Origin of the sequence: Streptomyces hokutonensis, from assembly GCF_042751305.1 — a bacterium.
Classification (GTDB): domain Bacteria; phylum Actinomycetota; class Actinomycetes; order Streptomycetales; family Streptomycetaceae; genus Streptomyces; species Streptomyces hokutonensis_A.
Genome location: NZ_JBHYWD010000005.1, coordinates 342,803 through 368,724, shown reverse-complemented (window position 1 = coordinate 368,724; position 25,922 = coordinate 342,803). Strand labels below are relative to the sequence as shown.

At 70.5% G+C, this 25,922-nt stretch carries 25 protein-coding genes and 2 pseudogenes; 13 read left to right on the top strand and 14 right to left on the bottom strand.

Annotated features, from left to right (window positions below):
* The 5 genes from ACFXC1_RS16600 to ACFXC1_RS16580 form a co-directional block, all read right to left on the bottom strand.
* Positions 1-408, bottom strand: coding sequence for a VOC family protein (locus ACFXC1_RS16600; RefSeq protein ID WP_381243257.1), 408 nt, complete (start codon positions 406-408; stop codon positions 1-3).
* 265 nt (positions 409-673) lie between these two features.
* Positions 674-1,264 (bottom strand): malonic semialdehyde reductase, encoded by a 591-nt coding sequence (locus tag ACFXC1_RS16595; protein WP_381243255.1) that lies wholly within the window; start codon positions 1,262-1,264, stop codon positions 674-676.
* A 181-nt stretch (positions 1,265-1,445) separates the two neighbouring features.
* Positions 1,446-1,691, bottom strand: a complete 246-nt coding sequence (locus ACFXC1_RS16590) for an exodeoxyribonuclease VII small subunit (protein WP_019072733.1) — start codon at positions 1,689-1,691, stop codon at positions 1,446-1,448.
* 9 nt (positions 1,692-1,700) lie between these two features.
* Positions 1,701-2,918: an exodeoxyribonuclease VII large subunit gene (gene xseA / locus ACFXC1_RS16585; RefSeq protein WP_381243252.1), complete on the bottom strand. Its 1,218-nt coding sequence runs from the start codon at positions 2,916-2,918 to the stop codon at positions 1,701-1,703.
* Between the two features lie 58 nt (positions 2,919-2,976).
* Positions 2,977-4,359 carry an APC family permease gene (locus ACFXC1_RS16580; RefSeq protein ID WP_381243250.1) on the bottom strand — a complete coding sequence of 461 codons (1,383 nt, stop codon included), beginning with the start codon at positions 4,357-4,359 and terminating at the stop codon, positions 2,977-2,979.
* Between the two features lie 98 nt (positions 4,360-4,457).
* On the opposite strand from ACFXC1_RS16580, the gene ACFXC1_RS16575 reads away from it, so the two are divergent.
* Entirely contained in the window at positions 4,458-5,483 is a 1,026-nt protein-coding gene (locus ACFXC1_RS16575) for a 4-hydroxy-3-methylbut-2-enyl diphosphate reductase (RefSeq protein ID WP_381243247.1), read from the top strand.
* 29 nt (positions 5,484-5,512) lie between these two features.
* On the top strand, positions 5,513-6,259 hold the full coding sequence (gene ppgK, locus ACFXC1_RS16570) for a polyphosphate--glucose phosphotransferase (RefSeq protein ID WP_381243244.1): 747 nt from the start codon (positions 5,513-5,515) through the stop codon (positions 6,257-6,259).
* 52 nt (positions 6,260-6,311) lie between these two features.
* Here ppgK and ACFXC1_RS16565 read toward each other — a convergent pair whose 3' ends face one another.
* Positions 6,312-6,887: a DUF6542 domain-containing protein gene (locus ACFXC1_RS16565; protein WP_381243242.1), complete on the bottom strand. Its 576-nt coding sequence runs from the start codon at positions 6,885-6,887 to the stop codon at positions 6,312-6,314.
* A gap of 199 nt (positions 6,888-7,086) precedes the next feature.
* Here ACFXC1_RS16565 and ychF point away from each other — a divergent pair, with 199 nt between their 5' ends.
* Positions 7,087-8,175, top strand: a complete 1,089-nt coding sequence (ychF, locus tag ACFXC1_RS16560; RefSeq protein ID WP_381243239.1) for a redox-regulated ATPase YchF — start codon at positions 7,087-7,089, stop codon at positions 8,173-8,175.
* A gap of 107 nt (positions 8,176-8,282) precedes the next feature.
* Here the strand turns inward: ychF and ACFXC1_RS16555 are convergent, their stop codons facing one another.
* Positions 8,283-8,423, bottom strand: a complete 141-nt coding sequence (locus tag ACFXC1_RS16555; protein WP_381243236.1) for a hypothetical protein — start codon at positions 8,421-8,423, stop codon at positions 8,283-8,285.
* Between the two features lie 143 nt (positions 8,424-8,566).
* Between ACFXC1_RS16555 and ACFXC1_RS16550 the strand changes: the two genes are divergently transcribed.
* The 4 genes and pseudogenes from ACFXC1_RS16550 to ACFXC1_RS16535 all read left to right on the top strand — a co-directional run bounded on the left by ACFXC1_RS16550 (position 8,567) and on the right by ACFXC1_RS16535 (position 11,582).
* Positions 8,567-9,151, top strand: coding sequence for a DinB family protein (locus ACFXC1_RS16550; RefSeq protein ID WP_381243234.1), 585 nt, complete (start codon positions 8,567-8,569; stop codon positions 9,149-9,151).
* 46 nt (positions 9,152-9,197) lie between these two features.
* Positions 9,198-9,446: pseudogene (locus ACFXC1_RS16545) on the top strand (transposase); the annotation flags it as partial.
* Positions 9,356-9,919 carry a transposase gene (locus ACFXC1_RS16540; RefSeq protein WP_381243549.1) on the top strand — a complete coding sequence of 188 codons (564 nt, stop codon included), beginning with the start codon at positions 9,356-9,358 and terminating at the stop codon, positions 9,917-9,919. The pseudogene ACFXC1_RS16545 and the gene ACFXC1_RS16540, both read left to right, overlap by 91 nt.
* A gap of 157 nt (positions 9,920-10,076) precedes the next feature.
* Positions 10,077-11,582, top strand: coding sequence for an ATP-binding protein (locus ACFXC1_RS16535; protein WP_381243232.1), 1,506 nt, complete (start codon positions 10,077-10,079; stop codon positions 11,580-11,582).
* Positions 11,583-11,674: 92 nt separating this feature from the next.
* Here the strand turns inward: ACFXC1_RS16535 and ACFXC1_RS16530 are convergent.
* Positions 11,675-11,992, bottom strand: a pseudogene (locus ACFXC1_RS16530) (SDR family oxidoreductase); the annotation flags it as partial.
* Between the two features lie 141 nt (positions 11,993-12,133).
* On the opposite strand from ACFXC1_RS16530, the gene ACFXC1_RS16525 reads away from it, so the two are divergent.
* Positions 12,134-12,745 (top strand): TetR/AcrR family transcriptional regulator C-terminal domain-containing protein, encoded by a 612-nt coding sequence (locus ACFXC1_RS16525; RefSeq protein WP_381243230.1) that lies wholly within the window; start codon positions 12,134-12,136, stop codon positions 12,743-12,745.
* Between the two features lie 10 nt (positions 12,746-12,755).
* Here the strand turns inward: ACFXC1_RS16525 and ACFXC1_RS16520 are convergent, their stop codons facing one another.
* Positions 12,756-14,045, bottom strand: a complete 1,290-nt coding sequence (locus ACFXC1_RS16520; protein ID WP_381243547.1) for a M14 family zinc carboxypeptidase — start codon at positions 14,043-14,045, stop codon at positions 12,756-12,758.
* A gap of 312 nt (positions 14,046-14,357) precedes the next feature.
* On the opposite strand from ACFXC1_RS16520, the gene ACFXC1_RS16515 reads away from it, so the two are divergent.
* Positions 14,358-15,044 carry a glycoside hydrolase family 11 protein gene (locus ACFXC1_RS16515; RefSeq protein WP_381243228.1) on the top strand — a complete coding sequence of 229 codons (687 nt, stop codon included), beginning with the start codon at positions 14,358-14,360 and terminating at the stop codon, positions 15,042-15,044.
* Between the two features lie 22 nt (positions 15,045-15,066).
* Positions 15,067-15,771 (top strand): polysaccharide deacetylase family protein, encoded by a 705-nt coding sequence (locus tag ACFXC1_RS16510; RefSeq protein ID WP_381243226.1) that lies wholly within the window; start codon positions 15,067-15,069, stop codon positions 15,769-15,771.
* A gap of 32 nt (positions 15,772-15,803) precedes the next feature.
* Here the strand turns inward: ACFXC1_RS16510 and ACFXC1_RS16505 are convergent, their stop codons facing one another.
* The 3 genes from ACFXC1_RS16505 to ACFXC1_RS16495 form a co-directional block, all read right to left on the bottom strand.
* Positions 15,804-16,433 (bottom strand): hypothetical protein, encoded by a 630-nt coding sequence (locus tag ACFXC1_RS16505; protein ID WP_381243223.1) that lies wholly within the window; start codon positions 16,431-16,433, stop codon positions 15,804-15,806.
* Positions 16,434-16,475: 42 nt separating this feature from the next.
* Positions 16,476-17,921, bottom strand: a complete 1,446-nt coding sequence (locus tag ACFXC1_RS16500; RefSeq protein ID WP_381243221.1) for an NAD(P)/FAD-dependent oxidoreductase — start codon at positions 17,919-17,921, stop codon at positions 16,476-16,478.
* A 70-nt stretch (positions 17,922-17,991) separates the two neighbouring features.
* On the bottom strand, positions 17,992-18,408 hold the full coding sequence (locus ACFXC1_RS16495) for an SsgA family sporulation/cell division regulator (protein ID WP_381243219.1): 417 nt from the start codon (positions 18,406-18,408) through the stop codon (positions 17,992-17,994).
* Positions 18,409-18,615: 207 nt separating this feature from the next.
* On the opposite strand from ACFXC1_RS16495, the gene ACFXC1_RS16490 reads away from it, so the two are divergent.
* Positions 18,616-20,088: a sigma-70 family RNA polymerase sigma factor gene (locus ACFXC1_RS16490; RefSeq protein ID WP_381243216.1), complete on the top strand. Its 1,473-nt coding sequence runs from the start codon at positions 18,616-18,618 to the stop codon at positions 20,086-20,088.
* Here ACFXC1_RS16490 and ACFXC1_RS16485 read toward each other — a convergent pair.
* Positions 20,073-21,662 carry a hypothetical protein gene (locus ACFXC1_RS16485; protein WP_381243215.1) on the bottom strand — a complete coding sequence of 530 codons (1,590 nt, stop codon included), beginning with the start codon at positions 21,660-21,662 and terminating at the stop codon, positions 20,073-20,075. The genes ACFXC1_RS16490 and ACFXC1_RS16485 overlap by 16 nt on opposite strands.
* Before the next feature lie 54 nt (positions 21,663-21,716).
* Positions 21,717-22,628: a LysR family transcriptional regulator gene (locus tag ACFXC1_RS16480; RefSeq protein ID WP_381243212.1), complete on the bottom strand. Its 912-nt coding sequence runs from the start codon at positions 22,626-22,628 to the stop codon at positions 21,717-21,719.
* Positions 22,629-22,716: 88 nt separating this feature from the next.
* Between ACFXC1_RS16480 and ACFXC1_RS16475 the strand changes: the two genes are divergently transcribed.
* Together ACFXC1_RS16475 and ACFXC1_RS16470 are read left to right on the top strand one after the other, a co-directional pair.
* Entirely contained in the window at positions 22,717-23,547 is an 831-nt protein-coding gene (locus ACFXC1_RS16475) for an oxidoreductase (RefSeq protein ID WP_381243210.1), read from the top strand.
* A 128-nt stretch (positions 23,548-23,675) separates the two neighbouring features.
* Positions 23,676-25,913 (top strand): DEAD/DEAH box helicase, encoded by a 2,238-nt coding sequence (locus tag ACFXC1_RS16470; RefSeq protein WP_381243208.1) that lies wholly within the window; start codon positions 23,676-23,678, stop codon positions 25,911-25,913.
* The last annotated feature ends 9 nt before the right edge of the window (positions 25,914-25,922 follow it).

Below are 25,922 nucleotides of genomic sequence, written 5' to 3'. Positions count from 1 at the left end.
CTACGGCCGGACGTACGGCCGGGTCATGATCTCCATGTTGTGGCCGCTCGGGTCCTCGAAGTAGGCGCCGCGACCGCCGAAGAGCTGGTTCGTCCGGCCGGACTGCTGGTGGTACGGGTCGGCGTAATAGGTGACCCCGACCGCCTCCAGGCGACCGATCATGGTGTCGAACCGCTCGTCGGGCACGAGGAACGCGTAGTGCTGCGGCTGGATCGGCTCGTCGCGCTTCTCGTAGTAGTCGAGTGTCACGCCGTTGCCCAGGTCGACCGGCACGAACGGCCCGAAGGGCGCGCCGACCTCCAGACCCAGGATCGCGGCGAGGAACTCGGCCGACAGTTGCCGGTCCATGGCGTAGACGGCGGTGTGGTTCAGCTGGACGGTGGTCGGCGTTTCGGGTTCAAGTGACATGTGTGAGCGGGTCTCCGAGTCTTGGGTCCGATGAGAGCGCCACATGCGGGCGCCAGGAGGGAAGACAAGGAGAAACGGCGGGGCTCTGGCCCGCCTCGTGCTCACGCCGAGGCCGGGTGCCCCACTCGTGAATGGCCCATGGCCGACCCGGCAGTCACATCACGGACCCTAGTCCTTCACCGAGCGTCACGGCAACGCCGAATGCGGAAGGCCCCGGCGCGGACAATGTCCTGTCCGTGCTGGGGCCTTGTGCGTGTCATGCGTCTCAGACGGTGGTGACGACCTCGTCGTACGACAGCCGCGGGGAGCGCGGGAACCAGGCGTCCTCGCCCGGCTTGCCGATGTTGATGACGACGAACGGGGTGTGGTCGTCGTCCAGGAACTCCTTCTGGACGCCCGCGAAGTCGAGACCGGTCATCGGGCCCGCGGCGAGGCCGGCGGCGCGGATGCCGATGATGAAGTACGCGGCCTGGAGGGCGGCGTTCAGCGCGGCGTGGCTCTCGCGGACCGAACGCTCGCCGAAGAAGGCGTCCTTGGCCTGCGGGAAGTGCGGGAACAGGTTCGGCAGTTCCTCGTGGAACTCGTTGTCCGCGGAGAGGATCGCGACCAGCGGGGCGGCGGCGGTCTTCTTCTGGTTGCCCTCGGCGAGGTGCTTGACGAGGCGCTCACGGGCCTCGGGGGAGCGGACCAGGGTGATGCGCAGCGGCGACTGGTTCATCGAGGTCGGGCCGTACTTGACCAGGTCGTAGATCGCCTGGACCTGCTCGTCGGTCACGGGCTCGTCGGTGAAGGTGTTGGCGGTGCGGGCCTCGCGGAACAGCAGGTCCTGGGCGGCGGAGTCAAGAACGAGAGACATGCGAGAACTTCCTCGGGGGCCGGAAGGAGTACCGGACCGCGGTCCGGATAGGCTGACGGGACCGACCGTACGCGACGTGAGGTTCAACTTTCAACCAAAACTGGAGCATGGTGATCCGCCTCACAGCGAACCACCGTCGCCGCTGCCGACCGCCGCTACTCGGCACCTCTGCTGAGCGCCTTCACTCGGCGTCGCCCTCCGCGGCCTCTTCCTCCGCCAGCGCCGCGTCCAGCCGCGCCCGGGCCCCGTCCAGCCAGCGCCGGCACACCTTCGCGAGCTCCTCGCCCCGCTCCCAGAGCGCGAGCGACTCCTCCAGCGTCGTACCGCCCGCCTCCAGCCGCCGTACGACCTCGATCAGCTCGTCGCGCGCCTGCTCGTACCCGAGCGCCTCTGCCGTCCCGGCACCTTCGTCAACCTTGCTGGTCATCCGCCCACCCTATGCATGTGCCGTATCGACTCGAACCGTGAACTCACCCTCGGCGACCCGCGCTCGCAGCACCTCGTCGGCCGTCACCTCCCCCGGGTCCCGGACGGCGTGCCCGTCGGCCTTCTGCAGCACCGCGTAACCCCGCTTCAGGGTCGCCGCGGGGGAGAGGGCCACCACGCGCGCGTGCGTGTGGGTCAGCTCCGAGTCGGCGCGGTCCAGGAGGTGGCCGAGGGTGCGCCGGCCGCGGTCGAGGAGGGCGGCGACATGGTCCGCCCGCTCGTCGATCATCCGGTGCGGATCCTCTATCGACGGCCGCGCCAGCGCCTGCGCCAGCCCGCGCTCCTCCCGGTCCACGAACGCCACCACGCACCGCCGCGCCCGGTCGCGCAGCTGCCGTACGCGCTCGTACTCCTCCCCGACATCCGGTACGACCTTCTTCGCCGCGTCGGTGGGGGTGGAGGCGCGCAGGTCGGCCACGTAGTCCAGGAGCGGGTTGTCGGGCTCGTGCCCGATCGCGGACACCACGGGCGTACGGCACTCCGACACGGCCCGTACCAACTGCTCGTCGGAGAACGGCAGCAGGTCCTCCACACTGCCGCCGCCCCGGGCCACGATGATCACGTCCACGCCGTCGAGCGCGTCCAGCTCCTTCACGGCCTGCACGACCTGCGGCACGGCGTGCACGCCCTGCACGGGCACGTTGCGCACCTCGAAGCGGACGGCGGGCCAGCGGTGCCGCGCGTTCTCCAGGACGTCCCGCTCGGCGGCCGAGGCGCGACCGCAGACCAGTCCGATGAGCTGCGGCAGGAACGGCAGCGGCTTCTTCCGGTCGGCCGCGAACAGCCCCTCGGCGGCCAGTGACTTCTTCAACTGCTCCAGCCGTGCGAGGAGTTCACCCACCCCCACCGGCCTTATCTCCGTGGCCCGCAGCGACAACTGCCCACGCGGGGCGTACCACTCGGGCTTCGCGAGGACGACCACCCGCGCGCCCTCGCTGACGACGTCCGCGATCTCGTCGAACACCTGCCGGAAGCAGGTCACACTCACCGAGATGTCGTACGACGGGTCGCGCAGCGTCAGGAACACGACACCGGCACCCGGGCGCCGCGACAGCTGGGTGATCTGCCCCTCGACCCACACCGCGCCGAGCCGGTCGATCCACCCGCCGATCAGCCGGGAGACCTCACCGACGGGGAGCGGGGCGTCCGGAGCCGTGTTGAGAGCCATGCGCCCGAGAGTAACGGCCGGGTCCGACAACGCGGTCGAGGCGAGGAGCGTGTGACCGTCAACCGGTCTCCGTGCCGGCCTTGTTCCGGTTGCCCTGCACCGCGAGCACCACCAGCCCCACCGCCAGCCAGATCGCGCCCACCACCTGAGCCGTCCCCGACGCCTCCACGATCACCGCCACGGTGATCGCCGCTCCCAGCACCGGTACCAGCACGTGCCGCCACCACACCACCGGCCCGCCCCGGCGCCGTACCGCGAACCAGCCCACCACGCTCGCGTGCAGCAGCGTGAAGGCGGTCAGCGCGCCGATGTCGACGACCGACACCAGGTGGTCGAGCCCGTCGTCCCGGCGGGCCGCCCAGACCGCCGCGATCAGGGTGATGAGGGCCGCCGACAGGAGTGCGACCCGCGGTACGCCGTCGTCGGTCTGTGAGAGGGCGCGGGGAAGCCGTCGGTCGCGGGCCATCGCGAACACCAGGCGTCCCGCCGCGGCCTGTCCGACGAGCGCCGCGAAGGCCGCGCCGATCGCCTTGCTGACGGCCACCAGGTTGTGCAGCCAGTTGCCCACCGACACGTCGACCGCGTCGTAGAACGCCGATCCCTGCTTTCCTGCGTCGGCGGCGAGCTGTGCGGAGGTCGTCGGCTCCAGGAGGGCGACCAGGTACGTCTGGGTGATGAACAGGACACCGGCCAGCGCGAGGCAGAACAGCAGCGCCCTGGCGACCTTCTCGGAGCCGCCGGTGACCTCCTCCGCGAAGGTGGCCACCGCGTCGAAGCCCAGGTAGGAGAGCACCGCGACGGAGACCGCGCCGATCACCGCCGACAGCGCGAACGCGCCCTGGGTGCCGTCCCCGGAGAGCGGTGACAGCCAGCCCCGTTCGGCGCCGTCGCGCGCGAGGACGACGATCGCCGACACGACGAAGACGGCGAGTACGACGATCTCCATCGCGAGGACGAGGAAGCCCACGCGCGCGGCCGCCCGCACGCCCCAGAGGTTGAGGCAGGTCGTGAGGACGACCGCCAGCGCGGTCCACACCCACCGCGAGACCTCCGGGACCAGCGCGTTCATGGCGATCCCGGAGAAGAGATAGGCGACGGCGGGGATCAGGACGTAGTCCAGCATCGCCATCCAGCCGGCGATGAACCCGGCCTCCCTGCCGAGCCCCACGCGCGCGTAGGCGAACACCGAGCCCGCCTGGGGGACGACCCGCACCATCTGCGCGTAGCTGAAAGCGGTGAACGCCATCGCGACGGTCGCCACGACGTAGACCAGCGCGACCGCGCCGTGCGACTTGGCGTCCAGGGTGCCGAACACGCCGACGGGTGCCATCGGGGCGATGAACAGCAGCCCGTAGACGACGAGATCGCGGAAACCGAGGCTGCGGCGCAGCTGGGGCCCCTCGCCGGCCGTGGTCGTCGTATCCGTGTCGGTGTCGGCCATCTCGCGTCTCCCGTACGTAGTGTCCGGCCCCACCCCTCCCCCTCCACGGCCAGTCTCCCCAAGGACGCGATCTTTGACCCGTCGGGCGCGGCCTTACGATGGGACGCATGACTGCTTCGTCTGGCCGCCGTGTCCTGCTCGCCGCCCCCCGGGGCTACTGCGCGGGTGTGGACCGCGCCGTGATCGCCGTCGAGAAAGCCCTTGAGCAGTACGGGGCTCCGATCTACGTCCGGCACGAGATCGTGCACAACAAGTACGTCGTCCAGACCCTGGAGAAAAAGGGCGCGATCTTCGTCGAGCGGACCGAGGAGGTCCCCGAGGGGAACATCGTGATGTTCTCCGCGCACGGCGTCGCGCCCGTCGTCCACGACGAGGCCAGGCGGGGCAATCTCGCCACCATCGACGCGACCTGCCCCCTGGTGACCAAGGTCCACAAGGAAGCCGTCCGGTTCGCCAACGACGACTTCGACATCCTCCTCATCGGGCACGAGGGCCACGAGGAGGTCATCGGCACCTCCGGGGAGGCCCCCGACCACATCACCCTGGTCGACGGTCCCGGCGACGTCGCCAAGGTCGAGGTGCGCGACCCGTCCCGGGTGGTCTGGCTCTCCCAGACCACCCTCTCCGTGGACGAGACCATGGAGACGGTCGACGCCCTGAAGGAGAAGTTCCCGCAGCTCATCTCCCCGCCCAGCGACGACATCTGCTACGCCACGCAGAACCGCCAGCTCGCCGTGAAGCAGATGGGCGAGGAGGCCGACCTGGTGATCGTGGTCGGCTCGAGGAACTCCTCCAACTCGATCCGGCTCGTCGAGGTCGCCAAGCTGGCCGGCGCCGGCGCCGCGTATCTCGTGGACTTCGCCGACGAGATCGAAGAGGCCTGGCTGGAGGGCGTCACCACGGTCGGTGTCACCTCGGGAGCCTCCGTGCCGGAGATCCTGGTCGAGCAGGTCCTGGAGTGGCTGTCCGCGCGCGGCTACGAGGACGTCGAGCTGGTCAAGGCGGCCGAGGAGTCCATCACCTTCTCGCTGCCCAAGGAACTCCGCCGTGACCTGCGCGAAGAGGCGGCGGCACTGGTCGCCGAGCGCACGGGTGCGGACCGTACGACCCCCTCCGGGCAGTGACTGTCAGTCGTTCGTCGTAGCGTGGATCCATGCAGATCTTCGGCGTGGACATCGGTGGATCCGGGATCAAGGGCGCCCCTGTGGACCTGGACAAGGGCGAATTGACCCAAGAGCGGTGCAAAGTGCTGACCCCGCACCCGGCGACGCCGGACGGAGTGGCCGACGGCGTGAAGGAAGTCGTCGACCACTTCGGCTGGACGGGACCGGTCGGGCTCACGTTTCCGGGCGTGGTCACCGGCGGTGCCACGATCCGTACGGCGGCGAACGTCGACAAGAGCTGGATCGACAAGGACGCGGGCGCGCTGTTCGCCGAGAGACTCGGCGGCCTTCCGGTGACGGTCGTCAACGACGCGGACGCGGCGGGCGTCGCCGAGATGCACTTCGGCGCCGGCCAGGGCCGCAAGGGCACGGTGATCCTGCTGACCTTCGGCACGGGCATCGGCAGCGCGCTGTTCGTCAACGGCATCCTGGTGCCGAACACGGAGTTGGGCCACCTTGAGCTGAACGGCCACGACGCCGAGAAGAAGGCGTCCAGCAAGGCCAAGGAGGACGGCGAGCTGACCTGGGAGCACTGGGCCCACCGCGTCCAGAAGTACCTCGCCCATGTCGAGATGCTGTTCTCGCCCGAGCTCTTCATCATCGGCGGCGGAGTCAGCCGCAAGGCGGACAAGTTCCTGCACTTCATCGAGGACATCAAGGCGGAGATCGTCCCGGCGCAGCTGCAGAACAACGCGGGGATCGTGGGGGCGGCCATGCACGCGGCGGGGGACGACTAGCCCCCCGTCATCCGCCTGTGATGCCTGGCCGGTCCCCGTCCGTCGCCCCGGGTCACCCGCGTCGGCGTCGGTTCACCAGCTGGATCCTGCGGACCGTCGCGATGAGGCCCGCGGCGAGCGTGCCGCCGTAGAGCCAGCCGGCCTGGGTGGCGAGGGCGGTGACCAGGCCCATCAGGCGGTTGCCGAGGCCGCCGCTGCCGTCGGCCACGGGGAGCAGGCCGGCGGCGAAGGCGATCGGCACGACGACCGGCGCGGTCAGCAGGTCGCCGCGCCGGATCCAGACCGCCGTCAGCACGCACACCGGCAGGAACAGCACGCCGTACACGGTCAGCGACGCCCCGAACAGCAGCTGGTCGAGAAACCCGAGCACGACCATCACGGCCGCGCAGAACAGGCCGCCGCCGAGCCCGGTGAGCCGGGGGTTCGGCAGCGGCCGTACGGACTGGGCCGCCGCCGGGCCGGGGCGTCGTACGGCCGGCGGACGGCGCTGCGCGGCGCCGCGCGGCTGGGGTCCCGGCCGGGTCGTACGGGCCGGGCCGCCGTTCGGGCCCCGGCCCGCCTGCGGGGGCAGCGGCGGGGCTCCGCGTCTCGCGCCGGGCTGTGGGGGTCGTGTCCTGTGTTGCTCCACTGGACCAACTTAGGTCGGTTTATGTGCCGAATGGGCCCTGGGACACGCCGATGAGCAGAGCTTGGCCAGGTGTTCGAGGCGGAGCCGGGAGGGCGCGGCTCACGCCGTAGACTGGTGGATCGGCCCCGGGCCCCAGTCCCTGTCAGCCCGCAGCCCCCCTTCATCGCTCTCACGCCTCTCACGTACGGGAAGTCGCAACGTGTCGCTCACGATCGGAATCGTCGGTCTGCCGAATGTCGGCAAGTCGACCCTGTTCAACGCCCTGACCAAGAACGACGTGCTGGCGGCCAACTACCCGTTCGCCACGATCGAGCCGAACGTCGGCGTGGTCGGCGTCCCGGACGCGCGCCTCACCAAGCTGGCCGAGATCTTCTCCTCCCAGAAGATCCTCCCGGCGACCGTCGACTTCGTCGACATCGCGGGCATCGTGAAGGGCGCGTCGGAGGGTGAGGGCCTGGGCAACAAGTTCCTCGCGAACATCCGTGAGTCGGACGCCATCTGCCAGGTCATCCGCGCCTTCAAGGACGAGAACGTCGTCCACGTCGACGGCAAGGTCTCGCCCAAGGACGACATCGAGACGATCAACACCGAGCTGATCCTCGCCGACCTCCAGACCATCGAGAAGGTCCTCCCGCGCCTCCAGAAGGACTCGCGCATCAAGAAGGACGTCGTCCCGAAGGTCGCGGCGGTCGAGGCGGCGAAGGAGATCCTGGAGCGCGGCGACACCCTCTTCTCGCAGGGCATCGTCCAGGGCTCGGGCAAGGAGGAACTCCTCCACGACCTGCACCTGTTGACGACCAAGCCCTTCCTCTACGTCTTCAACGTCGACGAGGACGAACTGGTCGACGAGGACTTCAAGACCGCGCAGCGCGCCCTGGTCGCCCCCGCGGAGGCGATCTTCCTGAACGCCAAGCTGGAGGCGGACCTCGCCGAGCTGGACGAGGAGGACGCAATGGAACTCCTGGAGTCGGTCGGCGCGGAGGAACCCGGCCTCGCCACCCTCGCCCGCGTCGGCTTCGACACCCTCGGCCTCCAGACCTACCTCACCGCCGGCCCCAAGGAATCCCGCGCCTGGACCATCAAGAAGGGCGCCACCGCCCCCGAGGCCGCCGGAGTCATCCACACCGACTTCCAGAAGGGCTTCATCAAGGCGGAGGTCATCTCCTTCTCCGACCTGGTGGAAATGGGCTCGGTCGCGGAGGCCCGCGCGAAGGGGAAGGCGCGGATGGAGGGCAAGGAGTATGTGATGCAGGACGGGGATGTGGTGGAGTTCCGGTTCAACGTCTGAGCTTCGTGACGTAACACCCAGGTTGGCGACCTGGTGGAAATGCGAGTCAAATGGGGCCGCCTCTTCCAGGAGTCGGCCCCATATTGTTTTCCGTGCCGAACAGCTCGTCAGCCGGAACCCGACTTGGCCTCGACTTGGGCGACCAGGTCACGGCATTTTGTGGTGTTCTTGAAGAGCGGTGCGAGATAGTTGCTCGAAGACCAGCTGCAGCACAAGTCGGCGCGGTGGTTGTCCGTCACATCGCTCAAGAGGTTGTCTCACGTGGAAAGTTCCGCGAGCTTCTTGAGTAGCTCAGGGCGGTGGCCATGGCCGGGGTTCGGTTCTGCCGGTCGATTGCGGTCCGAGTACGGGATCTTGAGGCCACGAGTAGTCCATGGCAGGCTCATGACGCATGATCGATGAATTCGCGAAGAACAGCCTCCACGGGAGACTGCGGCGGGACCGCGAGGCACTGCTCTGGAAACTCGACGGCCTGTCCGAATACGACGCCCGTCGGCCTTTGACAGCAACCGGGACCAACCTCCTCGGCCTGGTCAAACACGTGGCCGGCGTCGAGGCCAGGTACTTCGGCGAGGTCTTCGACCGGCCTTCCCCGGAACCGCTGCCCCGGTGGCAGGACCACGACGGCAGCGATCTGTGGGCGGCCGAGGACGAGACCCGCGACCAGATCGTCGGGTACTACCGGCGCACGTGGGAACACGCGGACGCGACGATCGACGAGCTACCTCTCGACGCCCCCGGCCACGTGCCGTGGTGGCCGGAGCCGTATACCAACACCAACCTGTTCGCCATCCTGGTCCACGTCCTCGGCGAGACCAACCGGCATGCCGGACACGCCGACATCCTGCGCGAAGGCGTCGACGGCCGAACCGGGATGCGCCCCGAACACGAGATGCAGGTCGACGAGGACGCCCGCACCGCCTACTGCGCGAAGATCGAGCAGGCCGCCAGATCGGCCGCATCGGTCAGGGCATAGAAGGCTGTCCCACGTGACTTGATGTTCGAGCGGCACGAAGCCGACCGTGAGTGCTGATCTGTCGAAGCGTCTGGTTCCTGGTGAACTCCGGGAGCTGGTCGCCCCGTTACTGCCGCCGTTCGCGGCTCGACCGCAAGGTGGCGGGACCGCGCCGCGTGACGAGCAGGCCGTGTTCACCGCAGTGGTGTACGAGCTGACCAGCGGCTGTACCTGGCGGCATCTGCCGCCGGCCTTCGGTACGTCCTCCGCCACCGCGCATCGCCGCTTCACGGTACGGACCGAGGTCGGCCCCTGGCGTCGGCTGCATCGGGCGTTGCCGGACGAACTCGGGGTCCGCGGGGAGGTGGACTGGACCTCGGCGATCGTCGCAGCGGCCTCCGTTCGCGCCAAGGGGGGGCGCTGGCGGGGGCCGAACCCGGTCGATCGCGGCAGGAAGGGCAGCAAGCCGCACGTGCTGTCCGATGCCCAGGGCATCCCCTCGCCGTCGCCGTGTCAGGTGCGAACATGCACGACAGTCTCGCCCTCAAGCCGCTCATCCTCGGCGTCCCCGCCGTCCGGTCCCGGCGGGGACCACGGCGGCGCCGGCCCGTCAAACTCCGTGCGGACAAGGCGTACTTCTCCGCCGAACACCCCAGCCGGCTGCGCGAGCGTGAGCTGGTCGCGCGCATCGCGCGACCAGGCACCGAGTCCGGCGAACGCCTTGGTCGGCACCGCTCGAAGATCGAGCGGTCGATCGCTTGGCTCCTCGGCTACCTACGCCTGCGGTGATCGTGCCCGAGTGGATATGTCCACACTTGTCATGGCGGTCGGCAGCGGCCGGGAACTGCATGCCCGGGGGTCGGGGATGAAGGAGAACCCCAGTACGACACATTGCGTCGAAGTAGACTTAGACGGAAACTGTCGAAGTCGAGATGAGGGAGCGTGAGTGGAGAAGAACCTGCTGGTCAAGCCGGACGACGTGGTCGATCGGGATCGGGAGTGGGATCTGCTCGCGGAGTTCATCACCGATCCGGATCCGGCGATGCGGCTCGGCATCGTGTCCGGGCGACGGCGGCACGGGAAGTCGTACCTTCTGCAGGCTCTGTCCGAGCAGGTCGGTGGCTTGTACGTGACGGCCGTCCGCGAGGAAGGGCGGCTGCCGGCCATCCAGCGATTCACCGACGCGGTCGCCACCTACGCCGGCCTGCGGCCGGGGAGCCTTCGCCTGACCGACTGGCGTGACGTCCTGTCCAACGCCCTTGAGGTGACCGCCCGTTCGGCGCATCCGCTGCTGGTGATCGACGAGTTGCCGTATCTGCTCCAGCACTCGCCCGAGATCCCGGGGCTGTTGCAGCAGCTCTACGACGAACGCCAACGGGGTGCCCCGCCCGGTGCCGGGCCGGGGCCGCGGCTGATCCTGTGCGGCTCCGCGATGAGCGTCATGCACGAACTGCTCTCGGGAACCAAGCCGCTGCGCGGACGATCCGTGGTCGATCTACGGCTTGGCCCGTTCGACTACCGCGACAGCCGGGCCTTCTGGCAGATCACCGACCCGCTGACCGCGCTGAAGGTGCACGCGGTCCTGGGTGGGGCCCCCGGCTATCGGCCGGTGGCCGCGCGGCCGCATCCGGACGACGGCTTCGACACCTGGCTCACCCGGACCCTGCTCGACCCGGGGCGGGCGGTGTACTCGCGTACCGAGACCGAGTACCTGCTGCGCGAGGACCCGAGAATCACCCAGCACACGCTGTACTACGACATCCTCACCGCGATCGCGAACGGAGCCACCACCCCCAGCAAGATCGGTGCGGCCCTGGAGCGCCCGCGCAACGCCGTCGCCCATCCGCTGGGTGTGCTGGAGTCGACCGGTTACATCCAGCGGGAGCAGGACATCCTCCGCTCCAGGCACCCCGTCGTCACCCTTGCCGACCCCGTCATCCGCTTCAACCAGCTCATCACGCTCCCGCAGGCCGCCGCCGTGGAGCAGGGATTCGCCGAGCAGGTGTGGCAGCAGGCCGCTCCGACCTTCAACTCCAAGATCCTCGGACCGCACTTCGAGGACCTGGCCCGCGACTTCACCCGTCGCTACGCCCACACCCTGTTGCCCGACGGCCTGCCCGGTCCGGTCGGCACCACGGAGGTCGCCGACCAGACCGCCCGGACGAAACACGAGGTCGACGTCATCGCCCTGGCCGCCGGCGAGCGCCCGCAGGCTCCCCGCGCCAGGATCGCGCTGCTGGGCGAGGCCAAGGCGACGGCTGCCCGCCGCGGGACGGGGGACCTGGAGCGCCTGGAACGCATCCGTGCTCTACTCGCCGAGCAGGGCTACGACACCACCGCCACCACACTGGCCCTGTACTCCCTCCACGGTTTCTATCCCGACCTCGTCGACCTGGCCGACCGTCGTGACGATGTCCTCCTCGTCGATCTGCCCACTCTTTACGGCAGTTGACACCAGGAGCGGCCGGTCCTGGGACCAGGCAAGAGATCACAGGCCGGGATCACGGCTTTCGGCCCTGTCCCGCCCGCGCCCGCCCTCAGAACCCCCGCCGCCCCCCCACCATCCACGGACAGCATCACCCCGGTGACGTACGAAGCCGCCGGAGACAGCAGGAACGCGCCCGCGCGGCTGAATTCCTCCGGGGCCCCGTAGCGGCGGAGCGGGATCGCCGACTCGTTGGCGGCGCGCCGTGCGGTGGGGGCGGGGGCGAGGCCGTCGAGGTCGCGCATGCGGTCGGTGGCGATGCGGCCGGGGAGGAGCCCGAAGACACGGATTCCGCGGTGGCCCAGTTCGTCTGCCAGGGATTTGGCGAAGCCCGCGAGGCCGGGGCGGAGGCCGTTGGAGATGGCCATGCCGGTGACGGAGATGCTGTTCAGCCGCAGTTCGGCGGCGGGCCAGAGTCCGACGGGTCCGCCTCCGGCGATGACGACCTGCTGTGTTTCCACGGGACCATCCACTTCTTGGTCGCTGACCAATGCCTGTGGGTGCAGTAGCCTAGGTCGGTGACCAATAGGCAACAGGGCGACCGGCTCGATCCGGCCACGGTGATTCGCGCGGGACTGGCCCTTCTGGACGAGAAGGGCCTCGACGCGGTGTCCACGCGCGCGGTCGCCGACCGGCTCGGTGTACGGATCAACACAGTGCAGTGGCATGTGAAGACCAAGGCCCGGATGCTGGACCTGATGGCGGACGCCGTACTCGGCGAGATCCCGCTCACCGACCTGCCGGCCGAACCCGCCGAACGGGCCCGCGAGTTGGCCCGCCGCTTCCGGCGCGGTCTGCTGTCCCACCGCGACGGCGCGGCTCTGGTGGTCGGCACCTACCCGGCCGAGCCGGGCGCCCTCGCCTTCGCGGAGGCGCTGGTGGAGGCGCTGCTCGCGTGCGGCCTGGGGGACCGTGAGGCCGCCTGGACCTCATGGGCCGTCATCTACTTCGCCCTGGGCCTCACCCAGGAGGAGCAGGCCGTCGACCACCGTCCTCTGGGCGACATCCTGGCCCGCGCGATCTCCGCGACGACCCACCCCGCCCTGCACCGCGTGGCCGGACATCTCGCGCCGGGGTCCTTCGACGAGCGGTTCGAGTTCGGGGTGGAGGCGATTCTCGCGGGGCGGTGAGGAGCGGTGGTCACCGGAGGGTCTTCAGCGCGCTCTCGGCCGCGGCCAGCACCGTGCGCGTCTGGTGCTCCACCTGGTCGCGCACCGGCACCCAGCGCACCCCGAGGGCCCGCTCGAAGTCCGCGCACCACGTGGTGCAGAGCTCGTCCAGTTCGCGGTGCAGCTCCGGGGCGGCCGGGTCCTGCGCCGCCTCCAGGAGCCGTAGCAGAAGGCCCGCCGCGCGGATGGGCTGGCGGCGGGCCACGATGTTCAGGGCCGAGACCTGGGCGGTCGTCAGGTGGCGCGGATCGTCGGGGTGCGTCGCGGCGGCGGCCTGCCGGGCGAGTGGTTTCCAGGAGTCGGCGACCATGTCGTAGAGGCCGTCGGCCATCCACTCCAGTACGCGTCTGAGCGGGTCGTCCTGGGCCGGCGGGAGGAAGCCGCGTGCCTTATGGAGTACGGCGGTCACCTGTCGTCCGCCGTCCAGCACCAGTTCGGCCAGCTCGCGCAGGGCGTGGTCGGCAGCCGGGTACGGGGTCGTGTCCGCGGCCAAGTCCGTTGCCCACATGGGGACTTCGACGATCGCGGTGACACCGCCGTAGCGCAGGGGCGCGCACCAGGTGGACAGCCCGATGTTCTCCGACCCGGCCGCCAGCCGGCCGGTGCTGTCCGCCGGGGGCAGGACGTAGACGGCGGGGCTCGGGTTCTCCCAGTACAGGGCGTCGTACGTGCCGTACTGGAGCGGGATGCCGAGTTCGTCGGCGGATGCCCGGAAGGGTTCGGCCAGTTCGGGCAGGTCGCGGGTCAACTGGACCCAGCTGCCGCCCACATCGGTGCTGTGCAGCGAGCACTGGAGGAACGGCCGTAGCCCGTCGATGAGTTGGAACAGCGCGCTGCTCTCCGGGAGCGGGTGCGAGACGATCGGGGCCCACTCGGGCTGCTCCGCGGCGACCGGGCGGAAGGCGGTGTGGTAGTAACTCCTCAGAGTGGGACCGGAGTTGCTGCTCAGGGACGCGCCGTCCGGGTCCAGGCACAGCACGATGTCCCAGGTGACGACGGTGGGGTCGGTCGCCGCCGACAGCCGGTCGCCGCGGGCGATCCGCTCCGCCAGCGTGATCGCGGTCGCGCCGCCCACCGGTTCGTCGGGGTGCGGTCCGGCGACCACCAGGACATGGCGCGGCCCGTGCCCCACGGACAGCATCTGGATCGGCCGGCCCGCGCGGGACGCCCCGATCCGGCGCAGTCGGGCGGTCCCCGGAAACCGGGAGACCAGCAGCCGCGCCGACTCGGTGACCTCCGCGACCGTGGGGTAGCGGTCCATCGGGCGTGGCGGGTCGGTCGCCGCCCCCCGCGCTCTCGCCGCCATGTCGTGTCCTTCCGATGAACGCTGTGGCACCCACAGTTTTGACGTGCTCCTGCCATCGTTTGCGTACGGGGTGGCCGCTGTCAACGACTGCTCCCGCCGGTTCTTCGAAACATTCGCTCGAAACATTCGGACATTCGGGCAGGTGATTCACTTCGCAAGTGGCTTGTGTCTTGTCATTGATCTCACCTGCCAATACGTCGGCGAATATTTCGCACCCAGAACCGAAACTATTGACAGTTGACAGGGACGTACCAACACTGACGCGGCATGGACCACACACCCGCACGCACGACAAACCGCTTACGGCTGTCAATCAGCGGCGCCTGCGCCCTGCTGCTGGCCCTCCTCGCGGCGATGACCCTGCCCGGCACCGCAAGTGCCGCGACGGTGATCACCACGAACCAGACCGGCACCAACAACGGCTACTACTACTCGTTCTGGACCGACTCCCAGGGCACGGTCTCCATGACCCTCAACTCCGGGGGCAACTACAACACCACCTGGAAGAACACCGGCAACTTCGTGGCGGGCAAGGGCTGGAGCAACGGCGCCCGCCGGACCGTGACGTACTCGGGCACCTTCAACCCGTCCGGCAACGGCTACCTGTCGCTCTACGGATGGACGTCGAACCCGCTCGTCGAGTACTACATCGTCGACAACTGGGGCACCTACCGGCCCACCGGAACGTACAAGGGCACCGTCACCACTGACGGCGGCACCTACGACATCTACAAGACCACGCGGTACAACGCCCCCTCGGTGGAGGGCACGAAGACCTTCGACCAGTACTGGAGCGTCCGGCAGACGAAGCGCACCGGCGGCACCATCACCACCGGCAACCACTTCGACGCCTGGGCCCGCGCCGGGATGCCGCTGGGCAGCTTCAGCTACTACATGATCCTCGCGACCGAGGGCTACCAGAGCAGCGGGAACTCCAACATCACGGTGGGCTGACCCAGTTCGGGAGGACACTCACATGAAGTCCGCACCGCACTTCTCGTTACGACCCCGGTCGGCCAGGCCGGCCACCACGCTCGCCGTCGCCGCCCTGATCGCCGCGGGCACCCTCGCCGTAGGCGTCAACACCCCCGCGCAGGCCGCCACTTGCAACGGTTACGTCGGCCTCACCTTCGACGACGGCCCGTCCGGCAACACACCCGCACTCCTCAACGCACTGAAACAGAACGGTCTTCGGGCCACCACGTTCAACGAGGGCCAGTACGCGGCCACTTACCCCGCACAGGTCAGGGCCGAGGTCGCCGCCGGCATGTGGGTCGGCAACCACAGCTACACCCACCCGCACCTCACCCAGCAGACCCGGGCGACGATCGACTCGGAGATCTCCCGGACCCAGCAGGCCATCGCGGCCGCGGGCGGCGGCACGCCCAGACTCTTCCGCCCGCCGTACGGCGAGACCAACGCCACGGTGAAGGCCGTAGAGGCCAAGTACGGCCTGACAGAGATCATTTGGGACGTCGACTCCCAGGACTGGAACGGCGCGACCACCGACGCGATCGTCGCGGCGGCCGGCCGCCTGACCGCCGGCCAGATCATCCTGATGCACGACTGGCCGGCCAACACGGTCGCGGCGATACCGCGCATCGCGCAGGGACTGGCCGCCCGGGGGCTGTGCGCCGGGATGATCTCGCCGCAGACCGGCCGCGCCGTGGCACCCCAGTAGCGGCGCCGACTGTGCCGTGACCAGACCCCGCCCTAGGGCGCGGGTGGAGCGAGGGCCGTGGTGATCCCGGGAGTGACCGGGTGTCCGGCGAGGACGTGGCGGACGGCGTCGAGGGGCACGGGGCGCTCGTAGTAGTCCTCGAAGTGGGCCCGGACGGTCTCGGGGGAGCGGTCGGTGAGGAGGTGGAAGAGGTAGTCGGAGCCGTCCGGGTGCTCGTTGCCGGCGGGGAATTCGATGGCCGGGCCGGCGCGCCACGCGGTGTCGCCGGTCTCGCGCCACAGGCACGCGGTGATCGCGTGGCCGCCGATGCCCGCGTGGTGGAAGGCGGGTTCGTCCAGGAGCGGGCGCAGTGCGGCGGGCACGTCGTCGACGACGCCGGGCCAGACCTCCTTGTCGTCCGTCCCGTACGGGCTCATCTCCGACTCGTGGTCGAAGCCGATGATGAGCACGCCGGCCGGGGTGAACAGGACGGTGAACTCGTCCCCCGAGCCGTTGTCCATCCGGGCCGCCTCCTCCCCGGGGCCCCAGTCCGCGTGGAAGGTGTACTGGCAGTACTCCTCGTCGTCGCCGATCGTGCTGTTGAGAAAGGCCAACGCGCGCAGATGGACGCGGAGTTCGGCGGGCTCGGGGAGGAGGGAGGCGGTGTCGTGCACGGTGCTCATGACGTCATGGAACCAGCCGCCACTGACAATCCGGTGCCCGGCCTACGCGGCGAGCCCGGGCAGCGCGATACCGGCGTCCGCCAGCAGTCTTCGCTCCTCGGCCGTGAACGTCGGTCCGTCGGGCTGTGGCCGCAGCGGCCCGAGCAGCGCCGCCGTGACGACACCCGGCCGCAGCAACGCCGTGCCCGGCGACTGGAGGGCCAGGACTTCCGTCATGGCCGTTGCCACGTGGTACGAGCCCGTGGCGGTGTGGGAGAGGCGGCTGACGTAGCGCTGGAGGAGGCGGTCGGCCGGGCCCGCGTTCTTGCCTGTTGTGGTCGCGTAGTGGATGTCCTGGCCGACGGCGAGGCTCCAGGCGAGTTCGACGGGAGCGGCGATCGCCCGCTGGGCCGTGCGGGACAGGCCCCTGCCGAGGCCCAGGGCGGCGAGTCGGTTGCGCAGGGCTACGGCGCTCAGGGCCGCCACCGACATGCCGTGGCCGTAGACCGGGTTGAAGGCGGCCACCGAGTCGCCGAGGGCGATCAGGCCCTCGGGCCAGGGCTTGAGGCGTTCGTAGTAGTGGCGGCGGCTGACCGTGCTGTGGGTCATGACGACGTCGGTGAGCGGCTGCGCGTGGGCCAGGAGATCGGCGACGAGCGGGTGGCGGAGGGTGCGGGCGTAGTTCTCGAACTCGGCCGCGTCACGCGGGGGTTGGCCGCCGGGGGTACCCATCAGGCTGACGTGCCAGCGGCCGTCCTCGATCGGGACGATGCCGCCCGCGCGGCCGGGTTCGCCGCTCCGCGGGTCGGCCTGGACGCTGATCACGGGCCAGTTGCGGGTGGGGACGGGAGCGCGGTAGATACGGCTGGCGTAGGCCATGCCGGAGTCGATGCGGGCCTCGGCCGGGGCGGGGACGCCCAGTTGGGCCAGCCAGTGCGGAGTGCGCGACGCCTTTCCGGAGGCGTCGACGACCAGGGCCGCGGTCAGCTCGCTCCCGGTGCCGTCGGCCGCGCTCAGCCGTACCCCGGTGACCCGGCGCGAACTCCCCAGCAGGGCAGTGACCTTGGTGTGGGGGCGTACGCGGATGCGCGGGTCCTTCAGTACCTGCCTGCGTATGACGGAGTCGGTGAGGTCCCGGCTCGCGGCGATCAGGTAGTGGCTGTCCCGCTTCCAACGGCGGTACCAGCCCTCGGGGGAGAACAGCACCATGCCGGTCGTCATGGGAACGCGGTTGGCGCCCGCGGCGAGCAAGTCGGCGATCGCGCCGGGCAGCAGGGCGTCGATCGCGTCCGCCCCGCCCGACAACAGGACGTGGAAATGGGCCGCTTGGGGCACGCCCGGGCGTGACTCGGGGCCGTCGGGCAGGTCGTGCGCCTCGATGATCTCGACGGTGTCCACGTGGTCCCTGACGGCGGCCGCGGCGAGCATGCCGGCGAGACTTCCTCCGACGACCACGGCACGGGTCGACGTCCGGGACACCTGGGGAGGCCGTCGCGGCGATTCGCTCATGAGGCCGAAGATAACAAGCTCAACTCGCCTGCCGCAGAGGGCAGTTGGAGCCCCTTTCGGCTCGCTCGCGTCACGCGCCGTCGAGGAGTGAGGCGAGGCCCCGCTCGAGAGACGGGCCCACGGCCTCCCGGCCGGGTTCGGTCACCCGGTAGGTGCGGCGCAGGAAGTGGTGCAGGGCGACCGAGTCGAAGCGGATCATCGCGATGCCCTCCGCCGAGTGGAACTCGACCGCCGTGTGGGCGGGGCCGTACGGCCTGATGTGTACGTTGCCCATCCCGGCGGGGGTGTCGAGACCCTCCTCCAGCAGTGCCCGCGCGAAGGTCCAGGTCACCTTCTTGCCGTCGAGCGATATCCAGGCGGGGAACAGGAGTTGCACGGCGAAGGGGTCGCCGGAGGAGTAGCGGAGGGTGACCGTCACGGCCAACTCCTGGTCGTCGTCGGCGATCAGGCGGGCGCCGGTGGGCTGTTCCAGGGTGATGGGGCTCATGGGCGGTCTCCGATTCGGGCGGGGCGGCGGCCGTTGTGCCGACGCACCCTCCTTGATCACGCGGAGAGGGCTTTGATTACGCCATTCCCCGAAGTGTTTATGTGACCTGCGTCACCTTGGGTAACGGCTGCAACTTTAATTGAAAGTTTTGCCATCTAGGGTACAAACCCTTGTTCCCGCCCCACTGGCAACTGGAGCGTTGCTGCCATGAACGACGGCCCCACCGCGGCGTACGCCCGGATCTACGAGGAGCAGCAGCCGCGCCTCGTCGCCTACGCCCGCTCGCTCACCCGTAACACGTGGGTCGCCGAAGACCTCGTCGCCGAGGCGCACTTCAGGGTGTGGCGCAGGCTGTCCGCCGGGCACGAGATCGACAACGTACCGGCGTACCTCATGACCACGGTGAAGCATCTCGCGAGCGCGGCGGGGAGCGCGGCACGCGAGACGCCGCTCGATCCGCAGGTCGGCGAGCGGGTCGGTGCCGATCCCGGGCAGCTCCACGGGGACGATCCGGCCGAGCAGGTGTCGTCAACAGACCTGCTGGTGAGGGTACTTGAGCAGTTGCCCGAGCGCTGGGTGAAGGCGCTGTGGCTGGCCGAGGCGGAGGGGCTGCCGCTGGCGGCGATAGGACCCCAGCTCGGCACCAAGCAGGGGGCCACGGCCGTACTGCTGCACCGTGCGCGGGAGGGTATGCGGCAGGCGTTCCTGCGTGCGCAGACCGGCGCTCCGGACGATCCCGCGTGCCAGGTGCACTGGGCGCGGATGCCCGCGTATGTGCGCGGCGGCGCCACCGAGCGGCAGTCCGAACGGCTCCTCGGCCATGTCGACGCGTGCGACGACTGCCGGGCCCGGCTCGCGGCCCTGATGCGCGCCAACGACCGGCTGCCCGCGCTCGTGGCACCGGCCCTGCTGGTGTTCGTGCTCGGCGGCACGGGCAAGTTCCTGCTGGCCTTCGGCGCGGGGTCCGCGGGCGCGGCCACCGCGGCGGGCGGGCACGGCGGAATTCTGCACGGGGTACGGCACGCCGCGGTCGGCGCCTCCAAGACACAGGTGGGCGCGGTGGTCGGCGCGGCCGTCGCGGGCGCCGTCGCGGTGATCGTCGTCCTCGGCGGCGGCGACTCCGCCGAGGTCCCGGTGGCGAAGGGTCCGGTGGCCGAAGTCCCGCTCTCCCAGGCGCCGTTGGCGTCGCGGCCGGGAGCGGGGAAGCCCACCAGGACGCCGGACCGCGGCGGTTCGGCCGTGTCGGCACCGGGCGGTTCCGCAACCGCCGTGCCTCCGGCCGTACTTGGTGGCAGCGGGCCTGGGACGGTCGTGGTGCCGGTGGGAGGCAGCAGCCCAACACCCGTTCCTACGGACCCGGTTGAGACGCCGGCCCCCACACCTACGCCCGTGCCCACGCCGCCGGTGACTCCGGAGCCGACGCCGACTCCGACGCAACCGGCTCCCACGGATCCTGAGCCGACTCCCACGGAGCCGACGCCCACATACCCGGCTCCGAGCGACCCCGTGAAGGGGCCCCCGGAGCCCACGAAACCGGAGCCCACGACCCCGTCCGTACCGTCACCGGAACCCTCCGTGAAGGCCCCGACTCCCCCTGCCCCCACCCCTGTTGAGCCCCCGGGCGACGGTCACCACCCCTGTGGCCGGGCGGCGGCCGATGCGGATCAGCCGATCGCGTAGGCGCGGTAGACCGTCTCCGTCGACGTGCCGCCGGCGGAGTCGCTCACCTGGGAGCGCAGGGCGACCGCGCCGGACGCCGGGTTGTGCACGGCGGCCTTCCAGGAGGAACCGGAGCGGGTGACGGAGACGGCCTTCCAGGTGGTGCCGCCGTCCGAAGACGCCCAGACCTTCAGGGACTTGACCGTCGTCTTGGTGAACTTGACGTCGGGGCCCTGGGATCCGCGGCCCGCGCTGACGGTGACCGACGTGACGCTGTTCGCCTTCGCCCGGTTGCGGCTGTCGAGACCGGCCGGCAGGAAGCGGGTCATGAAGACGGAGGCGACCACCGACTTGGCCGGGTCCGCCTTGAACCGCCAGTCGAGCGTGACGCGCGACGACAGCATGCCGGACGGGAAGGTGATGCCGGGGCGGTAGCGGTGGGCGTCGACGGTCAGCCGGTAGGTGCCGGCCGAGTTGATGCGGGCGACGAAGGCGTCGTCGGAGGTGGCCCAGTTGGTCAGGGTCTGCTTCTTGACGGTGGAGCTCCCCTTGTACAGGACCACCGTCTCCTTGGTCGGATCGGCTCCGCTCGTGCCCACGTCGGGGTCGCCGATCAGCGCCTCCGGGATGAAGTTCACCGACTTCTGCCAGACGGTGGGCAGGTAGTGCATGGGGCTCCAGACGGCCCGGCCGAACGACTGGGTGAAGCTCTGCCCCGCCTTCAGCGTCCGCACCGCCGGGAAACCGCCCGACACGTCGTCCCCGTTGCTCGCGTAGATGTCGTCGCGCGGCTGCCAACTCCCGGGCGTCACATGGGCGGTGGCGCTGTACGGCGCGCTGCCGCCGTTGACGTTGGCGTACATGTCGGTCGTGCAGTTGTCGACCTTGGGCGCGGCCTGGAGCGCGACGTCGTGCTCGTTCGCCATCTGCGTCCCGCTGTGCACCGAGAAACGCATCGTCGCCAGCTGGGACCGCTTGAACGACCCGCCGGGCGCGGCCGGGACACCGGTCGTGTTCTTCACCGCGATGTAGCTGTCGTTGCCGGACCACTGCGCCATGAACCCGAACTGGAGCAGCTTGGAGGAGTTGGGGATGGCGTAGACGGACCCGGCGTAGTTCCCGCCGCCCACGGCGACGGCGGAGGGCATGGTGGCGTCGGCGGCGCACACCTGCGCGCCGATCATGGCGGGCTCGGTCACATCGGCCGGGGTGTCCAGCGACACCTTCACCGCCTTGCCCTTACGGGCGTCCAGTGTCACGGACTTGGCCCCCGACACCGTCACGACCTGCGCGCCGACGGTGTCGGTGCCCGAACCGTCCGCGGTGCTCTCGGAGATGTCGGCCATCACGAGGTACTTTCCCGCGGGCAGGCTGAGCTTCTTGCCGGACTTGACGCTGTACGTCTCATCGGACGGCACGGCGACAACGGTCACGGTCGTCGCCACCTTCGCGCCGTGCCGCCCCAGCGTGGTCACGGTCAGCGAACCCGACGCCGCCTGCGCGGAGGCGGCGGGAACGACCAGCGGCGCGAGCAGGGCCACACCGACGAAAGCGAACGGTATGCGTCTTGTACGTCCGACACGACCTGCGCTCATGACTACCCCCCAAGATCCAGACTCCCCAAAGCCGACTCATAGTAGCCACGCGTCTCACCCGCCACTCCTGACCCCCCGGCAAGCCTCCGCGTACGCCCTTACCAGCGGCTGTCCGCCGTTCTCGCGCCGCCACGCGAGGGCGTACTGGCTCGGCGACAGTCCGCGCACCGGGCGGGTGGTGACACCGCCGAGGGTGATCAGATGCGCGTTGCCCGTGGCCACCAGGCAGATGCCGAGACCGGCGACCAGCGCCTCGTACGTCTCCTCCGTGCTCGCGATCTCCGCGCCGACGCGCGGGGGTCGGCCACCGCGTTCGGCGAGGGCGAGCCAGTGGTCGCGCAGCGGGCCCGCGTCGGGCGGCAGGGCGAGGAACGGCTCGTCGAGGAGGTCCGCGAAGTCGATCTCGGCGCGGGCGGCCAGCGGGTGGGAGTCCGGGAGGGCGACCAGGCGGGGCTCCTCGGCGACCACCGTCCAGTCGTAGCGCTCCGCGTCGGGCAGCGGCAGCCAGACGAAGGCGACGTCCGCGCCGCCGTCCGCGAGACCCGCCGTCGGATCGTCCCAGCTCACCTGCCGCAGCCGTACGATCGCCTCCGGACGCGCGGCCGTGAACCGGGAGCGGATCGCGGGCAGCAGGCCGCCCCGGCCGGGGCTGGTGCTCATGCCGACCACCAGGGTGCTGCGTTGGACCGCACTGACCTCCGCCAGCGCGGTCGCGCCCTCCGCCCAGACCGCCAACACCCGTTCCGCGTACGGCAACAGGGCCGTCCCGGCGGCGGTGAGCGTCACGCCCTGCCGGTCGCGGCGGAACAGTTCGGCGCCCAACTGCCGCTCCAGCGCCCGGATCTGCTTGCTCAGCGCGGGCTGCGACACGTACAGCTTCTCGGCCGCGCGCGTGAAGTGCAGTTCCTCGGCGACCGCGACGAAGTAGCGCAGGTCCCGTACATGGACGTCTCTCGTCATAGCCATCGGTTATGAGCTTAGGTCTTGGACGCGTCGTCGGGGGTGGGAGCAGGCTGGTCCGCAGATGGAAACAGGGATCTCAACGGGAGACGTCATGAACAAGGTGTGGCTCGTGACCGGCGCCAGCAGTGGGTTCGGGCGGGCGATCGTCGAGGCCGCGCTCGCCGCCGGTGACGTGGTGGTCGGCGCCGCCCGGCGGACCGAGGCGCTGGACGACCTGGTGGCCGCCCACCCCGACCAGTTGGAGGCGTTGCGCCTGGACGTCACCGACACGGGAGCGGCGGAGGCGGCCGTACGGGACGTGGTGGCGCGGCACGGGCGGATCGACGTGCTCGTCAACAACGCCGGCCGTACGCATGTAGGCGCCTTCGAGGAGACCACCGAGCAGGAGCTGCGGGACCTCTTCGACCTGCATGTCTTCGGGCCGGCCGCGCTCACGCGCGCGGTGCTGCCGTTCATGCGGGAGCGGCGGTCCGGGGCGATCGTGCAGATGAGCAGCATGGGCGGGCAGATGTCCTTCGCGGGCTTCTCGGCGTACAGCGGAACGAAGTTCGCGCTGGAGGGACTGTCCGAGGCGCTCGCGGACGAGGTCGCCGAGTTCGGTATCAAGGTGCTGATCGTCGAGCCGGGCGCCTTCCGGACCGCCCTCTTCGACACCGGCCGGGCCGGGGTCAGCGCCGACAGCGGTGTGTACGCCAAGGTGACCGAGACCCGCAGTTTCGTCTCCGGAGGCGACGGCGGCCAGGCCGGCGACCCCGCGAAGGCGGCGGCCCTCATCCTCGCCGCCCTCGACGCCGAGGAGACCCCGCTCCATCTGCCCCTGGGCGTCGACGCCGTCGACGCCGTGCTCGGCCACCTCGACCAGGTGCGCGGCGACATCGCGGCCTGGGAGAAGCGGACCCGGGCGACCGGGTTCGACGCGTGACGGAGGGCCGGTTCGACGCGTGACGGACGACCGGTTCGACGCCTGACGGACGGCCGGGAACCCTTGGCCCGCCCGCTTCCGTCCCCGTTGTCAGTGGTGGGTGCCACGATGGACGCACGACGGGACGCATGCGAGCGGGGGGTGACATGGAGGGGGAGTTTCCGCGCGGCGGGCGGCAGATCAGGGAGCTGTGCTCACGGGGGACGCGGCTGTACGACGTGGCGCGCGCCCTGCGTGCCGACCACACCCGCGCCCTCGGCACCGTCCGCTCCGCGCTGGAACCGCTGCGGGCCGAACTCGTAGCCCAGGAGCTGGAGTCCATCCCGGTCGGCAGGCTGAAGGACGTCACCGAGGGGCGGCTGCGGCTCGGCGCCGTGGAAGCGGCGGGGCTCACCTCCGTGCGCGCCGTGCACGAGGCGAGCCGGTACGAGCTGCGGCAACTGCCCGGCGTGGGACAGCAGACCGCCGACCGGGCGCTCGCGGCGGCCCGGCAGATCGCGCGGGCCGTCGGCGAGACCGTCTCCGTCCGCATCGACGCCGACGACCCCGACCCCCGGACCACCGCCCTGGTCGTCGCTCTGCAGCGGCTCGTCGAGGCGGGCCCCGAGCTGCGCCGCGCGCTGGACGCGGCCACCCGGCTCGACGAGCGGCTCGGCGCGCTGCTCCCGGTGGCCCGGCCCGCCACCAGCAGGCTGCTTATGGCGCTCGCAGGGCGCGGGCGGAGGAACCGCGCGCTCGCCGCGGTCGCCGAACTCCACGAACTCGTCGCCGACGCGACCGCCCGGGACGTACCGCTGCTGATCGCCCAGGCCTCCACCGACCTGCTGCGCCCGCCGGTCTCCGACATCGAGGCCCTGGTCGACTTCGAGCTGCGGTCCGCCGAGTACTACAGCCAGCTCGCCGAAGTCGACGGCCAGCTGCCCGACCACGCGGCGAGCGAGGGCTTCCTGCCCTCGGAGCTGGCCGAGCGCGTGCACGCCCAGCAGCTGGACGACACCCACCGGAGGGTCTCGCTGCGCGGGTACCAGTCGTTCGGCGCCCGGTTCGCCCTGGCCCAGCGCCGGGTCGTCCTCGGGGACGAGATGGGACTCGGCAAGACCATCCAGGCCATCGCCGTACTGGCCCATCTCGCGGCCGAGGGGCACAGCCACTTCCTGGTGGTCTGCCCGGCCGGCGTGCTCATCAACTGGACCCGGGAGATCGGCGCCCGCAGCACCCTGCGCGCCCTGCCCGTGCACGGCCCGGACCGGCAGGAGGCCTACGGGGAGTGGCGCGAGCGCGGCGGAGTCGCGGTCACGACCTTCGACACGCTGCACACCCTGCCCGCGCCGGAGAGCGGGAAGCCGAAGCGCCGACAGCCCAAGGGCGAGGCCCCGCCCGGTCCCACCCCGGGCATGCTCGTCGTGGACGAGGCCCACTACGTGAAGAACCCGGACACCCGCCGTACCAAGACGGTCGCCCTGTGGACCGAGCGCTGCGACCGCGTGCTCTTCCTGACCGGCACGCCCATGGAGAACCACGTGGACGAGTTCCGCACCCTCGTCCGCCACCTCCGCCCCGAACTGCTGCCGACGGTCCGCAACGGCACGGCGGCGGCCGGACCTCAGGCCTTCCGCAAGTCCGTCGCCCCTGCCTACCTCCGCCGCAACCAGGTGGACGTCCTCACCGAACTGCCCGCCCTGGTCCAGGTCGACGAGTGGGTGGAGCTCGGCGCCGCCGACCGCGAGGCCTACGACCGCGCGGTCGGCGCCGGGAACTTCATGGCGATGCGCCGTGCCGCCTACGCCGACGCCGAGAAGTCGGTGAAGCTCCAGCGCCTGCGCGAACTGGTCGCCGAGGCCGCGGAGAACGGCGTGAAGGTGGTGGTCTTCTCGTACTTCCGGGATGTGCTGACCACCGTCCGGCGCGCTCTGGACGGGCCCGGCACGCGGGTGACCGGGACGATCTCCGGGAGCGTCCCGGCCCTCCGCCGGCAGCAACTGGTCGACGACTTCACGCAGTCCTCCGGCCACGCCGTACTGCTCGCCCAGATCAGCGCGGGCGGGGTCGGCCTCAACCTCCAGACCGCGTCCCTGGTCATCCTCTGCGAACCCCAGGTCAAGCCGACGGTGGAGCACCAGGCCGTGGCCCGAGTCCACCGCATGGGCCAGATACGCACGGTCCAGGTGCACCGCATGCTCGCCACCGACAGCGTGGACGACCGGCTCCTGACCATCCTCAAGAACAAGGACCGCCTCTTCGACCGGTTCGCCCGCCGCAGCGACCTCGCGGACGCCACGCCGGACGCGGTCGACATATCGGACGCCACGCTGGCCCGCCGCATAGTCGAGGAGGAACAGCAGCGGCTGTCGGCCGGGGCCAACTGACCTCGCGCG

Excerpts from the sequence above, each read along its gene's own strand:
- ACFXC1_RS16600 (WP_381243257.1), bottom strand. The coding sequence starts at position 408 with ATGTCACTTGAACCCGAAACGCCGACCACCGTCCAGCTGAACCACACC.
- ACFXC1_RS16595 (WP_381243255.1), bottom strand. The coding sequence starts at position 1,264 with ATGTCTCTCGTTCTTGACTCCGCCGCCCAGGACCTGCTGTTCCGCGAG.
- ACFXC1_RS16590 (WP_019072733.1), bottom strand. The coding sequence starts at position 1,691 with ATGACCAGCAAGGTTGACGAAGGTGCCGGGACGGCAGAGGCGCTCGGG.
- xseA (WP_381243252.1), bottom strand. The coding sequence starts at position 2,918 with ATGGCTCTCAACACGGCTCCGGACGCCCCGCTCCCCGTCGGTGAGGTC.
- ACFXC1_RS16580 (WP_381243250.1), bottom strand. The coding sequence starts at position 4,359 with ATGGCCGACACCGACACGGATACGACGACCACGGCCGGCGAGGGGCCC.
- ACFXC1_RS16575 (WP_381243247.1), top strand. The coding sequence starts at position 4,458 with ATGGGACGCATGACTGCTTCGTCTGGCCGCCGTGTCCTGCTCGCCGCC.
- ppgK (WP_381243244.1), top strand. The coding sequence starts at position 5,513 with ATGCAGATCTTCGGCGTGGACATCGGTGGATCCGGGATCAAGGGCGCC.
- ACFXC1_RS16550 (WP_381243234.1), top strand. The coding sequence starts at position 8,567 with ATGATCGATGAATTCGCGAAGAACAGCCTCCACGGGAGACTGCGGCGG.
- ACFXC1_RS16520 (WP_381243547.1), bottom strand. The coding sequence starts at position 14,045 with ATGGACCGCTACCCCACGGTCGCGGAGGTCACCGAGTCGGCGCGGCTG.
- ACFXC1_RS16515 (WP_381243228.1), top strand. The coding sequence starts at position 14,358 with ATGGACCACACACCCGCACGCACGACAAACCGCTTACGGCTGTCAATC.
- ACFXC1_RS16510 (WP_381243226.1), top strand. The coding sequence starts at position 15,067 with ATGAAGTCCGCACCGCACTTCTCGTTACGACCCCGGTCGGCCAGGCCG.
- ACFXC1_RS16505 (WP_381243223.1), bottom strand. The coding sequence starts at position 16,433 with ATGAGCACCGTGCACGACACCGCCTCCCTCCTCCCCGAGCCCGCCGAA.
- ACFXC1_RS16500 (WP_381243221.1), bottom strand. The coding sequence starts at position 17,921 with ATGAGCGAATCGCCGCGACGGCCTCCCCAGGTGTCCCGGACGTCGACC.
- ACFXC1_RS16495 (WP_381243219.1), bottom strand. The coding sequence starts at position 18,408 with ATGAGCCCCATCACCCTGGAACAGCCCACCGGCGCCCGCCTGATCGCC.
- ACFXC1_RS16490 (WP_381243216.1), top strand. The coding sequence starts at position 18,616 with ATGAACGACGGCCCCACCGCGGCGTACGCCCGGATCTACGAGGAGCAG.
- ACFXC1_RS16485 (WP_381243215.1), bottom strand. The coding sequence starts at position 21,662 with ATGAGCGCAGGTCGTGTCGGACGTACAAGACGCATACCGTTCGCTTTC.
- ACFXC1_RS16480 (WP_381243212.1), bottom strand. The coding sequence starts at position 22,628 with ATGGCTATGACGAGAGACGTCCATGTACGGGACCTGCGCTACTTCGTC.
- ACFXC1_RS16475 (WP_381243210.1), top strand. The coding sequence starts at position 22,717 with ATGAACAAGGTGTGGCTCGTGACCGGCGCCAGCAGTGGGTTCGGGCGG.
- ACFXC1_RS16470 (WP_381243208.1), top strand. The coding sequence starts at position 23,676 with ATGCGAGCGGGGGGTGACATGGAGGGGGAGTTTCCGCGCGGCGGGCGG.